Raw genomic sequence first — 15224 nt, 5'->3', positions numbered from 1 at the left:
AAAAGTGGTATCCAATATCGCAAAGGGAGTGTTTGAGATGGCCGTTGATATTTATCTGACCTTCAATGGAAACTGTCGGGAAGCCATAGAGCTGTATGCAAAGGTTTTCGGGACGGAGGAGCCCAAGATCATGACCTTCGGCGAGGCGCCGCCTAATCCGGAATACACGCTGCCCGAAGCGGCAAAATCGTTAGTTATGCATGCCAGGCTTACGATTAACGGAAGCAACGTGATGTTTTCCGATTGCTTCCCGGGTATGCCTTTTTCGACGGGAAATAACATAAGTCTAGCCGTCGTCAGTAAGAACATGGATGACATCAAATCTTATTTCCATGGTCTGAAGGAAGGCGGCCAGGTAAGCATGGACCTTCAGGAAACCTTCTGGAGCCCGTGTTACGGCAAGCTGACGGATAAATTCGGGATTGAATGGCAGCTCAGCTATGAACAGAATCAGGCGGGTTAATCCATTAGCGTAAACTTCCAACAGCTTGCGCAGGCCTTGGATGATGTCGGACCCATCCTTGAGGCCGTGCCTGTACCGATCGGAACATGCCTTCCGCAGCAGTTCTTGCTACGGAGGGCCGGCCAGGCTGATTTTAAATCAGGAAAGCAGGTGATTCCATGACCTTTGGCAAGCGTATCCAACAATTACGCCAGCAGCAAGAGCTTACGCTTCGGAAGCTCTCCGAGAAAGCAGGCATCAGCTATTCTTTAAGCCATGCGATCGAGAAGGACGAGCTGGTTCCCAGTCCGGAAGCCGTTTTCTCGTTGGCCCGAGCTCTTCAACAGAGCGATGCCGAGGAACTGCTCCGCTTGGCAGGCTATGACGGAAAGAAAGAAGGGGCGGCGCTGCCTTATCAGGGCTAACCCAGCCAATGAAAGAGGGTGTTATCCGCCCGCTCTCGGGACTCATCCATGATCGGAGGCTCAGTGGGAAATAGCCAATCGCCATAAGCTCCGCCGGCCCGTCCGCGTGTATCCTCCAAGCTTGCGTCTGCTATGCTCTTCTCATCCCCATGATGGATGATGACCTCGGTTCCCAAAGGCACAAGCTGAAATAGCGCGGCCATGTCCGTATTGTTCAGCCGTATACAGCCAAGGGAGCGATTGGCCCCGACGGAGTCCTCGTCCGAAGTGCCGTGAAGCGCGATGTCGCCCAAGCCAAGCGCCACTGTGCCGTATACGCCGGGAGTGCGGCCTAGCGGTGCCCATACTCGCTGATTTACTTGGAAGCGGCCTGCGGGCGTGGAGTTATCCGCTCCCAGCCCCACCTTGTAACGAGCGATAGTTAGCTTGCCGCTCCACAGCTCTACCGTATGCTCGGACAGATTCACCCAGAGGCGCAAAGGCTCGAAAGGGATGGACTGTGCAGCATGGATCTCCCCGTTATCTCCTCCCAACCCGTATTCCGTGTTCGGAAAAAACATGGCCTCCGCTGACTTGGCCTCACGATCATACACCCACCCCCCGCTTCCATCAAAAAAGGTCCGGACAACGTCCGAACCCGATCCGGCTTCCTCAGGGAGAAAGCTTAAATAATTATGCGGATAGGCATGAAGCAAATCAGAAACGAGAGCCGGAGCATATCCATATTGTTGCTTATACGAAAGCAAGGCCGTCCGTACAAGACTGGCGGAAGCCTGATTGTGCGCTTTGAGCAGCTCCGGTTGAAGAAACCGGATTTTTACCGCCCGATCAATGGCAGGATTATATTCGGCTACCACGAATGCTTGGTCTTTCCATGCATTTTCGGTTAACGGAACGGCATTCAATTCGGTGTTCTTGGCCGGTGTAGCGACTCCGTACAAAACAATCGTCGCGCTCGGATAAGTGTTGGCGAGGCTCAGCGTCTTCTTGTGCAGAAGGTTCTCGACGTCCTGCTCCGATTGCCCGTAAGGGATAGGCAGCATAAAGGGACTCTCTAGACTTTCGTAAGTGACTGATTTACCGACGACCGGCCAGGGTTTTAGGAATGTCACAACCTTGGACACGTCCGGCGGCGTAAAAAACAGAAGCAGCAGAAGAACATTGGCTAGTAGCAGCGTAAGCAGCAAAACCTTTAAAAATAAGGGAAGAGCCCGTTTGCTTGCGCTTGAGTTGTCCGGAACAAAGGTCCGTTCCTTGTTCAGCAGACTTTCCTCTTCTTGCTTGCTCAGACGGCGGATGGAGGCGGCGGCCGGATAGTAAAATTCGGAGGGGTAGGCATGCATGGCTTGCTTGTAGTGCTGGATAGCTTTATTTCTCATGTCCTTCAGCTCATAGTGCTGCCCTAAGCGAAAATGCGCCTCAGGCGAATGAGGGTCCAAATAGCGGATGACTTTCTCATGGTAAAGAGGGTCAAAGCGATTCACATACAAGTTTTTGCGCAAGCGCACCAATTGGACTGCTTGTGGGGAAGGGAACCGACCTCGTACAGGCTGCATCACAATCCTCCTTGCGACTCTATTATGATACAAATAGTATCATAATAGACGAAGTACTTCAATAATAATACAATATGTATCATTTTAGGGATGAAAAAAACCTTGCACCCTAAGATGTCAAGGTTACGGGCTCCTGATACAGTTCTATCCGGTTACGGCCTTTATGCTTGGCGCGATATAGCGCGGTGTCCGCACCTCCGAACAGTTCCTCTTTTGTACAGTTTTTATGAAACGCATGCAGGCCGATACTGATGGTGATCGGATTGCCGTCTAGCTCCTCATGGCGTACCGAGGCGATATGCTGACGGATACGCTCCAGCTGATGCATAGCATCTCGAACATCGGTCTCGGTAAAAAGAATGGCAAATTCTTCGCCCCCATAACGCGCAGGAAAATCATTGGCTGAGACAAGCTCCTGGAAGATACGGGCGACTTTCTTGAGGACGGCATCCCCAGCGCGGTGACCATACGTATCGTTAACTTTTTTGAAGTGATCGATATCCAGCAGCGCAAGTTGAAAGGTCAAGTTGTTTTGCTCGCCCTGCCGGATCAGCTCCTCCAAATATTCATGAAAGGACATGTGGTTGTAGAGACCCGTAAGCGCATCCGTCTTAGCCAGCTTATCCATCAATATATTTTTTACCAGAAGATCCTGCTCGGAAGCGATGGTGGAACGAAGATCCTTCATCAAATCCGATCCGCGTCTCATGACTTCCAGGCCCAGAAACGTACAAATGATCAAAATGTTCGTCATCACGAACAGATCAATCCAGGAGTAACCCGGTATATTCTGCAGCTGCAGTCCGTAGACGGACCAGTAGGCAATCATACTAACGGCGAAGGCAAACAAAATCTTACGTTTTTGAAAGTAAAAAACGGAGGTCAGTATCGGCAAAAACAACGTTGTCAAGGTGGGACCCACCAACGGAAAGGCCGTAATCAGATTGAGCGACAGGATCAGAGCGCCCATAATCACAATATAATCGCTCCAGCGCTTGAGCAGCTTCAGAGCGGTTTCAACGATTAAAAGCCCGATGCAGGTCCAGCTTGCAAACTGACCGATAAGTGCAATCGGGTAATCTTGTGAATGATTGGAGCTGTCGATCCCGGCAATTACTGCGCTTACCACGATACTTATTACAGCTATAATCCAATAACCGTTTAAGAACCTCCGGTTCCAACGCGGCAACTTGGCTTGATTAACCACATCAAAAACCATAGGACTCACTCCACAATTCTGTGTAAATCTCATTTATTACTATACCATGGCCGCTTGTTATTTGTATATATGGTACTCGTGGGCCATATACTTTAAAGGAAAAGGACGAAAGCAACGGCACCGAAAGGAGTTGGACCCGTGATGAGGCTGTTAACCGTACTAGCCACGGTGCGTTCGGAAGCGCAAGCAGAGCATTTGGGACGCGCCTTTGCACGAACAGGCGACCTTTTACATACGGAAGAGAAGATACAAATCCTAACCGACAAGCAAGCTGGCATGAACAGAATTGACCTTATCGGCCGGCTTCCCGGCTTCCAGCTGCATAAGGATGGACCGCTATTGTATGCGGAAGCAGCGGAGGCGTTGGCGGAGTATGTTATGTTGGAGGAGGAGCGGGGGCTTCTCGGCAAGCTGATCCGGAACGATTTCCACTACCGGCTGGAAGCCGACATCGAACAAATTCTATCCTACTGCAGGCAGATTTTGGACGGCACAGGAGAGGGAGGCGAGGAAGGGGAGCGAGGCGCTCTGAAACGTCGCAAGGAGAAGCTGGCCGGCGAGATCGAAGCTTATATCAGCGAGGAAACGATGCTTCATATGGATGGCCTGATCCGCTTTCGCTTGCGGGGGTACAAGCAGGAGCTGCGGGACGTGGTCGAATATGCGATCGATGAATTTATGATGGACCGCCAGTATCAGGAATTTATTTCGCTGCTGCAGTACTTTGTGTATATTCAGGAAGCGAAGACCCCATTCGTCCATCTGATACATAAGGGAGGGAATGAGTTCCTTCTTTTGAATAATCGCATGGAAAGGATCGAGACGGATGACGCGGAAGCCATCGTTACGGTGGAGATGCTTGAGAAGGATATGAACTTCGAGGATATGATCGTGAGCACGCTGATTTCGGTGTCGCCGCAAACGATCTATATGCATACGCGCGAGCCCGATGTCCAGGTGATCAAAACGATCCGGCAAATCTTCGAAAATCGGGTGGAGGTATGCGGCTACTGCAGGCTGTGCCAAAATCTTGACCGCTCGACCGCAGCCGAATATAATAAGATTTAAGGCCATGATCAAAGATATGAATGACTGAGGCGCCGTCCAGAGAGAGGGGACCCGGCTGCAAGCCCCTTCGGTTTATGCATCTGTCGTTTACCCCTTTGTAGCCGCGGCATGGAACGCTTCTCCTTCCGGGAAGTCAAGTATAGGCCGCCGAGTCATTCCCGTTAGCGAATGCTGGAGGATCCGTTGGCCATGACTTACGCAGCCTGGCTGCCTGGACACGGATTGAATTAGGGTGGAACCACGAGCCAAGCGCACTCGTCCCTTTACGGGAGGAATGCGCTTATTTTAGTTGAATACGGAGGTCGTTTAAGCATGTCAGTCAAAGTAACTTTTCCAGACGGAGCGGTCCGGGAGTACGAGAAGGGAATTACCATTGAGGAAGTCGCAGGGTCGATCAGCAGCGGCTTGAAGAAAAATGCGGTGATTGGAAAAGTTGACGGACAACCTGTCGACTTGAGCACGGAATTGGATAAGGATGCTGCTCTTGAGATCGTTACGCTCGATAGTGAGGCGGGTCTTGAGGTATACCGTCACAGCACGGCTCATCTGATGGCACAGGCCATTAAGCGGATATTTGGGGAAAAAACGGTTAAGCTCGGTATCGGTCCTGTCATCGAGGATGGTTTTTACTATGATATCGATCTGGAAACCTCCATCACCCCTGAGGATTTGCTTAAGATCGAGAAGGAAATGGAGCGTATCGTACAGGAGAATCTGCCGATCCGCCGCCGTGTGGTGAGCCGCGGCGAGGCGCTGCGCATTTTCGGCGATCTGGAGGACCCGTTAAAGCTGGAGCTGATCAACGATCTGCCTGCGGATTCCGTCATCACTATCTATGATCAGGGTGAGTTTTTTGACCTTTGCCGGGGGCCTCACTTGCCATCCACAGGACGGATAAAGGCATTCAAGCTGCTTAGCGTAGCAGGCGCTTATTGGCGCGGGGACTCCAAGAACAAGATGCTGCAGCGCATCTATGGTACTGCCTTCCCCAAAAAAGCGGAGCTTGAGGAGCATCTTCATCTGCTCGAGGAAGCCAAGAAACGCGACCACCGCAAGCTTGGCAAGGAGCTGAAGGTGTTCGGCTTCTCCAGCGAGGTGGGACAAGGGCTCCCGCTTTGGCTGCCGAACGGCGCCAAAATCCGTCGGACGATGGAGCGCTATATCGTCGATCTGGAGGAACGCCTTGGCTATCAGCACGTGTACACGCCGGTATTGGCCAATGTGGAGCTGTACAAAACAAGCGGTCACTGGGAGCACTACCAGGAGGATATGTTCCCTAAGATGGTTATGGACAATGAGGAGCTTGTCCTAAGACCCATGAACTGTCCGCATCATATGATGGTCTATAAGAGCGATATGCGCAGCTACCGCGACCTGCCGGTACGGATCGCGGAGCTCGGCACGATGCATCGCTACGAGATGTCGGGTGCGCTGACAGGCCTTCACCGCGTTCGGGCCATGACCTTGAACGACGCCCATATTTTCTGCCGTCCGGATCAGATTAAGGAAGAGTTTGCACGGGTAGTGAATTTGATCCGTCACGTGTATGAGGACTTCGGCATTAAGGATTACCGCTTCCGTCTGTCGTATCGCGATCCGAAGGATACGGAGAAATATTTCCAAAACGATGAGATGTGGGAAATGTCCCAGCGCATGCTTCGCGAGGTAGTCGAGGAGCTGGGCCTGCCGTTTTTCGAAGCGGAAGGGGAAGCGGCGTTCTACGGACCGAAGCTTGATGTACAGATCAAGACTGCGCTCAAAAAAGAAGAAACGCTATCCACCGCCCAGCTTGATTTCCTGCTGCCTGAGCGGTTCCAGCTAGAATACGTCGGTGCCGACGGTCAGAAGCACCGTCCTGTCGTCATCCATCGCGGGATCATCTCCACGATGGAACGGATGACGGCGTTCCTGCTGGAGAACTTCGCCGGCGCTTTGCCGACTTGGCTTAGCCCCGTTCAGGCGAAGGTGCTGCCGGTATCGGGCAACTTCGACGACTATGCGCGTGAGCTGCAGGAGAAGCTGCAGCTGGCCGGCATCCGGGTTGAAGCCGACCTGCGCAATGAAAAGCTTGGCTATAAAATCCGAGAAGCCCAGCTGGAGAAAATCCCCTATATGCTCGTTGTCGGCGAGAATGAAGTTCAGTCCCAGGGAGCTTCCGTACGTAAGCGCGGAGAGGGCGATCTAGGGGCTCAAAGCATCGAACAGGTCATCGCGATGATCCAAGAAGATATTACGACTAAGACCATTTCCTAGTGTAGATAGAGAAAGTGAATGCTCATATGCGGCCTTCCTCCGGGAAGGCCTTTTGGCTTTGCCGGACATGGGGCCGTGTATAGAATCTTTCCTTCCTGGAGAGTCTGTTCTAGTAAGGGGAGGTTTAACAAAACCTATGTTAACGAAAAGCGCAAGTCATGCAAAATGGATCTGTCTGCTTGTGACGCTGTTATCCGTATTGATGTGGCTTGAAGAAAATCAAACCCCGGCCAAGCTCTCGCAGGAAAATGAGAATCCTGCCATGTCCGGGCCTGTCGACAGGACTCAGGCCACCGCTGTTGCCGCCGTTATCCAGCAGCCCGATAAACAGATGTCATCGCCTGTAAAGTCCACAGAGGCGAGTGCTCAGAGGCAGAAGGACTATAAGCTGTTTCCGCGTCAGGATGAGGATTTATCGAAGCTGGTCGCTGTTGAAGTGACGGCTACCGGTTACTATGCAGGCCGTGAATCAACAGGGAAAAATCCGGGGCATCCGGAATACGGTGTCACTTTCTCAGGCTTAAAGGTTTCCCGCGACTACGGGTCTTTATCCACGATCGCCGCAGATCCGAACGTGTTCCCGCTCGGGACCGTGCTCTATATTCCAGGCTACGGTTATGGGGTAGTGGCGGATACCGGTGGGGCCATCAAAGGGAACCGGATCGATCTGTATTTCGAAACAAAGGACCAGGTCTACAAAGAATGGGGCAAGAAGACCTTGAAGGTATTCGTCGTGAAGCGTGGCGACGGTAAAATAACGGAATCCATGTGGAAGCAGCTGAAGGAAGATTGGCTGAAATGAATTAAGTTTTTTCCATTATAAAAACTCCTCGGAGCAACCATACTAATGGTTGACGGGGAGGTGATATCGATGGCAAAGAACAATAAGAATAACAAAAACAATCAGCAGTATAATGCTGAGTTTTCCGAAGAGGTAGCTGCGAACAACAATGTTAACAATCAAGCCGCTAACAACCAAGCTCTTAACAACCAAGCTTTCAACGTCGCTGATCAAAACGAAGACGAGGCAAACCAAGCACAAAAATAATGCTTAACCGACCAAAGGGAGCCGAACGGTGTACGCCGCGGCTTCTTTTTTAATTTATAGGACCTAAGGGAGCGAGTTTCGTTATCAATTTGAAGATGCGATCGCCCATGAAGCATATTTTTCCTTCTTGGCGCTCATGCTATAGATATAGGACCTATTATGGATGGGGGAATGCTGCGTGGTACCGTTGGATTCGAAGCTTATGGGAGTTGAAGAGACTTACAATAAAGCTATGGATGTTTTACAAGGCTTGGAGTTCTCGCTCGGGGGCAATTGGGATTATGAGCATGGCTGCTTCGACCGGTCCTTGGATGAAGGTCAGAAGGTGTGGCTTCGCATGCCCTTTGAGGTTACCCACGGGAGGCTGGAGGGGGAGCATGGCGGGACAGGGACAGTGATTCGTTTGGGTTCGCCCTTCGTGCTTAAGCATCTGTATAATGAAGGACTGGATAAAGAGGCTCAAGTTCGCATCGTAGGCGCGATGTTGGATCAATTTCAGGAGCCTGTGGATAAAGATGCGCCAGTCGAGGACAAATGGGTGGAGCAGGCCAAAAAGCTGCTTAAGGAAGTAGAGGAACGTTGGGTGCACTGACATCTGCGGGTACTAAGACCTTGGGAAGCCCCCTGGTCTTTTTTTGTGCAGTTTCTGGGCCGGGGAATATACGCCGCATGATTTAACTTCGATTTATGTTTCTTTAAGGTTGTTTTAAGGTTACAAGTTCAATATAGAGTCAAGAGGAAAAACCTCGGAGCGTACGCACTTATCCAACCGACATTTCCGAATAAGCAAAGGGAGGTAGCCATGATGGAAAACAATAATTCAAACAATGACAACAACTCGAATAATTCGGGTAATTCTTATAACCCGTTCAACGATTTCTTCCGTCAGCCGGAAGCTCGCGAGAGCGGAGAAGCCGGGGCATCGCATGCCTCGCATGAATCCAGAGAAGAGGCCCAAGGCCCGCAAGAAAGGCCGGGAGAAGGGAACGCCAGGTCCTCCCATTATTTCTCGTACGGGCCCTATCAGTCCAAAGCAACGGAAACGACAAGCTCGAGCGATAGCACAGGCTCCTCTCCGGTCGAGGTAACGCCGCCTAAGCCGGTTCGTCCGCTGCATATCGGAGACGGGGACTCCACAGGCCAGGGGCGATGGCAGGTCTCCAAGCCGGAGAAGAAAAGCAGCGGCTTCCGCAGCCTGTTTGCTTCGTTCATGGCCGGGGTTCTCGTAGTCGGATGCCTGATGTTTGCTTCGGACAAAATGAATTTGTTTACCGGTGCCGAAGGGGTGATGGCCGGGAATGGCTCGGCAGGAGCTTCTTCAGCGGCTCCGTCCGCAGGGAGCGGTACGGTTCGGCCTACAGCGCTGGACATTACGCGTCCGAACAACATCGCTGCGATCGTGGAGCAGTCCAGTCCCGCTGTCGTTAAGATCGAGACCAAGGTCAAAGCCAGAAGCTCGCGCAGCGGCAGCTCGCTGTTCAACGATCCGTTCTTCCGCCAGTTCTTCGGCGACGACTTCGGTTCCTCCCAGCAAAATCAAGGCCAGCTCCAGCCGGGCGGCATGGGAACCGGATTTTTATTTGAAAAGTCAGGCTATATTCTAACCAATGAGCATGTCATCGACGGAGCTGACGAGATCTGGGTCTATGTCCAGGGCCACAAAGAGCCGTACAAGGCAGAGCTGCTCGGCAACAGCTATGATCTGGACCTGGCCGCTTTGAAAATCACGCCGGAGAGCGGCAAGGAGTTCCCTACACTGCCTCTCGGCAGCGCAGACGATCTGAGAGAAGGCGACTGGGTGGTGGCGATCGGCAATCCGTATGGGTTCGATCATACGGTAACGGTCGGCGTACTCAGTGCCAAGGAGCGTCCGATCAGTATTCCGGATGCGAACGGAACACGCAATTACAAGCATCTGCTGCAAACGGACGCTTCCATCAACCCCGGCAACTCGGGCGGTCCGCTGCTGAACCTGAATGGGGAAGTTATCGGGATCAACACCGCAGTCAGCTCGCAGGCGCAAGGCATCGGGTTCGCTATCCCGACGAGTACGATCAAATCGGTTCTTGAAAATCTGAAGAATAATGTAAAAATTCCGAAGGAGCCTCTTCCTTATGTCGGTATCACTATGGCTGATATTGACAAAGAGTGGGTGTCCGAGCTGAAGCTGGAGAACAACGAAGGTGCGATTGTTTCGCAAGTCGAGCGCAAGAGCCCGGCCTTTGCGGCAGGTATTCGTCCTTACGACGTGATCGTTGAATTAAACGGCGCCAAGATCAAAACACCCGCAGAGGTGAGTGAAGCGATCAAAAAGCTGAAGGTCGGCGACAAAGCTTCGATCGGGATTATGCGCGACGGCAAGAAGCAGCAGATAGAGGTTACCATTGGCAATCGGAATGCCGAATAAAACGGCTTATCCAAGCAGGGCTTTCGCAAAGGACGCCCTGCTTTTTTTTGTTCCGAGGCACGCGGAAATCGGCGATTAGATTCCAGACGCAACTTTCGTTACAATAAGACAATAAGGGAAAGCAGGGAAAGGCGGTGAGTCGCGCGTGCGAGAGAAAATATTGGTAATTGACGACGATGAGAAAATTACATCCATGCTTCGGAGGAGCTTGGCGTTCGAGGGCTATTCGGTACTGACGGCCAATCATGGGATGGATGGGCTGAAGCAGATTTTGGAGAACGAGCCGGATGTCGTGATTCTGGACGTCATGATGCCGCAGCTTGACGGCTGGGAGGTGGTCCGCCGCATACGAGAGGGCGGCTCCGACATGCCGGTGCTGATGCTTACGGCGAAGGATGAAGTGAGCGACAGAGTAAAAGGACTGGATCTTGGCGCTGACGATTATCTCGTAAAGCCATTCGCGCTTGAGGAGCTGCTGGCTCGGGTCCGCGTGCTTCTGAGGCGTAAAACGGCGGATAAGGCGGAGACTTCGGCGAACAAGCTTCAGTATCAGGACGTGTTCATGGACTTGGATACGCGGGAGGTATTCCGCGGCGGACAACGTATCGAGCTTACCACGAAGGAGTTCGATCTGCTCCATCTTTTCCTGCAGAACCCGCGGCGCGTGCTTTCGCGCGATATTATTATGGAAAAAATATGGGGCTACGATTACAGCGGAGAATCGAATGTGCTTGAGGTCTATATAGCGCTGCTGCGGCAAAAAACAGAAGAGCACGGACATAAACGTATCATCATCACCGTTCGCGGCGCGGGTTACGTGCTAAGAGGAGAGACTTGACATGTCGATTCGCTTGCGCCTGACACTTTGGTACACAGGGATTTTGACAGCCACCCTCTTTGTGCTGGCGCTTGGGTTGTATTTCTATATGAATTATATTATTTTCACGGGGCTTAAGCCCGATCTTAAGGATGAGGCTAATTATGTACTGCCTAGGATCAAGGCGATGCCCATCGTCTCCTCGCAGGGCTTCAGCTTCAACTTCGAGCTGTCCGGGCGCAACTCGATCCGCAGCAGCAAGCTGTTCCTGCAGGTCGTCAACCTGCAGGATGGCAGGAAGTTCCGCTCGGACGATCTGATCGAGGCCGGACTTGAGTTCCCGGGCGTGAACGAGAAGAAAGTTGCTTGCATCTTGGCGGAAAAAAGTGAATGCCTGTATGAAAGGGTCAAGATTAAGGGGTATGATTTTTTGATCTATAATGCCCCCGTCTATATTTCGCCGCTGTTCAGCGGACAGGAGCCGATCGGGATGATGCAGGCCGCCTTTTTCACAGGCTCCTACGAACAGTTATTCGGACAGCTTCGTCTGATCCTGACCTTAACCATGCTGCTCGGCATCGTGCTTGCCGCTTCGATCGGGTGGTTTCTCGCCCGTAAGGCGCTTAGGCCAATCGAGCAGGTCATCTTGGCAACCAATCAGATCGAGAAGGGCGCCGACCTGCAGCGCCGGATCGAGTACCAGGGACCGGGGGACGAGATCGGCGTGCTGACCGAGACGATCAACGGCATGCTGGGGCGGCTTCAGGCGGCTTACCGGGAGATGGAGGAGGCCTATGCCGCTCAACGCAGATTCGTCTCCGACGCTTCTCACGAGCTGAGAACGCCGCTGACGACGATCCGCGGCAATGTGGAGCTGCTACAGAAGATGTGGAAGCAGAGCCAGCGCCAGCTTCAGGAGGATCGAACTTTGCCGGCGATCGAGCTGAGCCTGGAAGCGATGCGCGACATTTCCGATGAAGCGGAGCGCATGTCCCGCCTAGTGAACGATCTGCTCGCTCTGGCGAGGGCGGATGCGGGCTTTAGGATGGACAAGAAAGAGCTGGAGATCAAAACTCTGCTGGAGGATGTGGCTCGCAAGGCCTCCTTGCTTCCTCGTACGTCGGACTGGGTCGTAGGAGATCTGTCTGAGGCCGAAGCGACCTATGTATACGGGAATTCGGATTACTTGCAGCAGCTGCTGTTCATTTTCATCGAGAATGCATTCAAGTATACGGAATCGGGCTATGTGAGTATGGAGGTCAGACGCTACGGAGGCAAGATGATCGGGATAAGCATCAAGGATACGGGCATCGGGATGGATAAGGACGAGGTCCCCCATATCTTTGAACGTTTCTACCGTGCCGATGTGTCTCGCGGCCAGAAAGCGGGGACCGGACTTGGGCTATCCATCGCCAAATGGATCATTGATGAGCATGAAGGCTCGATCGAGGTGATGACCGGCAAAGGCGAAGGATCGGCCTTCGTTATTTGGCTTCCGCTTGCGCGGGAAACCGGAGGCGAAGAGACGAAAGCTTCCTCCCATTCCCTCACCGACGGGAATCGGGTATAATGGATCAATAGATTACTTTCGACAGGCGGTGCGAGGCATGGACGTGATCCGAATTTCTCCCAGAGGCTATTGCTATGGGGTCGTAGATGCGATGAAGCTGGCTATGCAGACGGCCCAAAATTTTAATTTGCCAAGGCCGGTTTATATATTGGGCATGATTGTTCATAACGCGCATGTTACCGAATTTTTCGAGAAGGAAGGCATCATTACGCTGGACGGACCTAATCGTCTTGAGATTCTGGAGCAGGTGACCGAAGGGACGGTTATTTTTACCGCCCATGGCGTGTCCCCTGAGGTGCGCAAGCGGGCCCGTGAGCGCGGGCTGTCCGTGGTGGATGCGACTTGTCCGGACGTGACTAGAACTCATGATCTGATCCGGGAGAAGACGGCTGAGGGCTACCATATTATTTATATCGGAAAGAAGGGGCATCCTGAGCCAGAGGGTGCGATCGGCGTGGCCCCGGAGCGGGTGCATCTGATCGAGAAGCTCGAGGAAGTCGAGCTGCTTGGATTGTCGTCGGAGAATATCGTGATCACCAATCAGACGACGATGTCCCAATGGGATATCAAGCATATCATGAACCGACTGCTAGAGAAGTTCCCGCATGCCGAGATTCATAACGAGATATGTCTGGCGACGCAGGTGCGTCAGGAGGCGGTAGCCGAACAGGCCAAGGATGCGGACTTGGTTATCGTCGTCGGCGATCCGCGCAGTAATAACTCCAACCGGCTGGCACAGGTATCCGAGGAAATTGCCGGCGTCAAGGCTTACCGGATCGGCGACATCTCCGAGCTGAAGCGCGAATGGCTGGCTCCGGTCCGTCGTGTGGGCGTCACTTCGGGAGCTTCGACGCCGACTCCGATTACGAAGGAAGTTATCGATTATCTGGAGCGGTACCAAGAGGGGGATTCCTCCACCTGGGAAATACGCAGAACCGTCAATATGGAGCGGTTAATACCGGCCGTCCGGTCGAAAGCGGGCAAAGCAGACTGAGCAGGGAATACAGGGATACAGGGCGATTGATCCTGTGAAATTCTGAAATCCCATACACATGAATAGGCGGCTGGTCCGGCTGAAGGGACGACAAGCGCAGGCGCTTGTCGTCCCTTTGCTGTAGTATTACGGCGACTTTCGATGGCGGGGCATGACTCTAAGGATGGAGCTCATAAGCTCGAATGGCTGCCCGGTGAGAATTCGATTTTAAGAGGCGATTTTAAGAGACGCTTGACGCTAAGCGGGAGTCGTTATATAATCGCTTTAGTGATTAAAAGCTTAAAAGCGAATAAGCGTCGAAGCGTCTAAGTGTTGAATGATTGTCCCAGTAGAAAGGGTGGATACTGATGATCGCAATTATATCCAATAAAACGCCGGAAGAACGCATTCTGGAAATTGTCCATTATATCGAAAAGCAGGGCGTGCAGGCTCACGTGTCGCGGGGTGTCGATCGTACGGTGGTTGGCATCATCGGGAATGCCAACCCTGTACTGGCCGAATCGATCCGTCAGTTGTCAGGGGTCGAGCAGGTCGTAAAAATTTCCAAGTCCTATAAGCTGGCGAGCCGTGATTTTCATCCGGATCCGACCGTGATCAAGATTAAGGATGTGGAGATTGGCGGGGATCAGCTGGTTGTTATGGGAGGACCTTGTGCCGTGGAATCTCCGGAACAGATCGACGAGATTGCCAGGCTGGTGAAGGCAAGCGGGGCGCAGGTGCTGCGCGGCGGGGCGTTCAAGCCAAGAACCGGGCCTTACAGCTTCCAGGGCGTTGGCGTGGAAGGGCTTGTTATGATGGCGGAAGCCGGACGGAAGCACGGAGTGCTGACCATTACCGAAGTCATGACGCCGGAGTACGTAGAGGTGTGCGCCGAGTATGCCGATATCCTTCAGGTAGGCACGCGCAATATGCAGAACTTTGATTTGCTTCGCAAGCTGGGCACGATCCAGACGCCGGTGCTGCTGAAGAGAGGGTTCAGCTCGACATACGACGAATTCCTCAATGCGGCAGAATATATTCTAGCGGGCGGAAATCCGAACGTTATGCTTTGCGAGCGGGGAATCCGAACGTTCGAGTCCTACACGCGCAATACGCTGGATCTTGCGGCCATTCCGGTGCTGCAATCGCTTAGCCATTTGCCGGTTATCTCCGATCCAAGTCATGGCACCGGACGGCGGGAGCTCGTCGAACCGATGAGCAAGGCGTCGGTCGCGGCAGGGGCTAACGGACTGATCGTTGAGATGCACACCGATCCCGACAACTCGATGACCGGAGACGGCGTGCAGTCGCTATTCCCGGATCAGTTTGCCCGTCTGATGCAGGATTTGGAGAAATTGGCACCGCTCTGCGGCAAGCGTTTCGATACGCAGAAGCAACCTGTTTAAGAAGAAAGCCGCCGGTATTATTCGTATATTAAAGGGTCGG

General features: G+C 52.7%; 14 protein-coding genes. 12 read left to right on the top strand and 2 right to left on the bottom strand.

The features are described from left to right. Positions 1 to 37: 37 nt before the first annotated feature. Together GSF01_RS07880 and GSF01_RS07875 are read left to right on the top strand one after the other, a co-directional pair. Positions 38 to 463: a VOC family protein gene (locus tag GSF01_RS07880; RefSeq protein ID WP_159882627.1), complete on the top strand. Its 426-nt coding sequence runs from the start codon at positions 38 to 40 to the stop codon at positions 461 to 463. Between the two features lie 158 nt (positions 464 to 621). Next, on the top strand, positions 622 to 867 hold the full coding sequence (locus GSF01_RS07875; protein WP_159882625.1) for a helix-turn-helix domain-containing protein: 246 nt from the start codon (positions 622 to 624) through the stop codon (positions 865 to 867). Here the strand turns inward: GSF01_RS07875 and GSF01_RS07870 are convergent. Both GSF01_RS07870 and GSF01_RS07865 read right to left on the bottom strand, forming a co-directional pair. Then, complete coding sequence (locus GSF01_RS07870) at positions 864 to 2423, bottom strand: L,D-transpeptidase family protein (protein WP_159882623.1); 1560 nt, start codon at positions 2421 to 2423, stop codon at positions 864 to 866. The two genes, GSF01_RS07875 and GSF01_RS07870, sit on opposite strands and share 4 nt — an antisense overlap. A 109-nt stretch (positions 2424 to 2532) precedes the next feature. Continuing rightward, positions 2533 to 3552, bottom strand: a complete 1020-nt coding sequence (locus tag GSF01_RS07865; RefSeq protein ID WP_235941346.1) for a GGDEF domain-containing protein — start codon at positions 3550 to 3552, stop codon at positions 2533 to 2535. 231 nt (positions 3553 to 3783) lie between these two features. On the opposite strand from GSF01_RS07865, the gene GSF01_RS07860 reads away from it, so the two are divergent. The 10 genes from GSF01_RS07860 (at position 3784) to aroF (ending at position 15184) form a co-directional block, all read left to right on the top strand. Further along, the gene (locus GSF01_RS07860; protein WP_159882846.1) at positions 3784 to 4710 is read left to right on the top strand and encodes a putative sporulation protein YtxC; all 927 of its coding nucleotides are present in this window, start codon (positions 3784 to 3786) and stop codon (positions 4708 to 4710) included. 312 nt (positions 4711 to 5022) lie between these two features. Next, positions 5023 to 6963, top strand: a complete 1941-nt coding sequence (gene thrS / locus GSF01_RS07855; RefSeq protein ID WP_159882619.1) for a threonine--tRNA ligase — start codon at positions 5023 to 5025, stop codon at positions 6961 to 6963. Positions 6964 to 7099: 136 nt separating this feature from the next. Next, the gene (locus GSF01_RS07850) at positions 7100 to 7765 is read left to right on the top strand and encodes a 3D domain-containing protein (protein ID WP_159882617.1); all 666 of its coding nucleotides are present in this window, start codon (positions 7100 to 7102) and stop codon (positions 7763 to 7765) included. Between the two features lie 69 nt (positions 7766 to 7834). Further along, on the top strand, positions 7835 to 8011 hold the full coding sequence (locus GSF01_RS07845) for a hypothetical protein (protein ID WP_159882615.1): 177 nt from the start codon (positions 7835 to 7837) through the stop codon (positions 8009 to 8011). A 178-nt stretch (positions 8012 to 8189) separates the two neighbouring features. Then, a complete protein-coding gene (locus tag GSF01_RS07840) occupies positions 8190 to 8603 on the top strand; it encodes a YugN family protein (RefSeq protein ID WP_159882613.1) in 414 nt (137 codons plus the stop codon). A gap of 210 nt (positions 8604 to 8813) precedes the next feature. Beyond that, positions 8814 to 10418, top strand: coding sequence for a S1C family serine protease (locus GSF01_RS07835; RefSeq protein WP_235941345.1), 1605 nt, complete (start codon positions 8814 to 8816; stop codon positions 10416 to 10418). Between the two features lie 145 nt (positions 10419 to 10563). After that, complete coding sequence (locus GSF01_RS07830) at positions 10564 to 11256, top strand: response regulator transcription factor (protein ID WP_159882611.1); 693 nt, start codon at positions 10564 to 10566, stop codon at positions 11254 to 11256. A 1-nt stretch (position 11257) separates the two neighbouring features. Next, on the top strand, positions 11258 to 12805 hold the full coding sequence (locus GSF01_RS07825) for a sensor histidine kinase (protein ID WP_159882609.1): 1548 nt from the start codon (positions 11258 to 11260) through the stop codon (positions 12803 to 12805). Positions 12806 to 12842: 37 nt separating this feature from the next. Further along, positions 12843 to 13799, top strand: coding sequence for a 4-hydroxy-3-methylbut-2-enyl diphosphate reductase (locus tag GSF01_RS07820; protein WP_159882607.1), 957 nt, complete (start codon positions 12843 to 12845; stop codon positions 13797 to 13799). A 347-nt stretch (positions 13800 to 14146) separates the two neighbouring features. Continuing rightward, a complete protein-coding gene (aroF, locus tag GSF01_RS07815; RefSeq protein ID WP_159882604.1) occupies positions 14147 to 15184 on the top strand; it encodes a 3-deoxy-7-phosphoheptulonate synthase in 1038 nt (345 codons plus the stop codon). Positions 15185 to 15224 lie beyond the last annotated feature (40 nt).

This window comes from Paenibacillus puerhi (genome assembly GCF_009846885.1).
Classification (GTDB): Bacteria; Bacillota; Bacilli; order Paenibacillales; family NBRC-103111; genus Paenibacillus_G; species Paenibacillus_G puerhi.
Note: the sequence above shows the minus strand (reverse complement) of the source record. Positions and strands in the feature narration are given on the sequence as shown.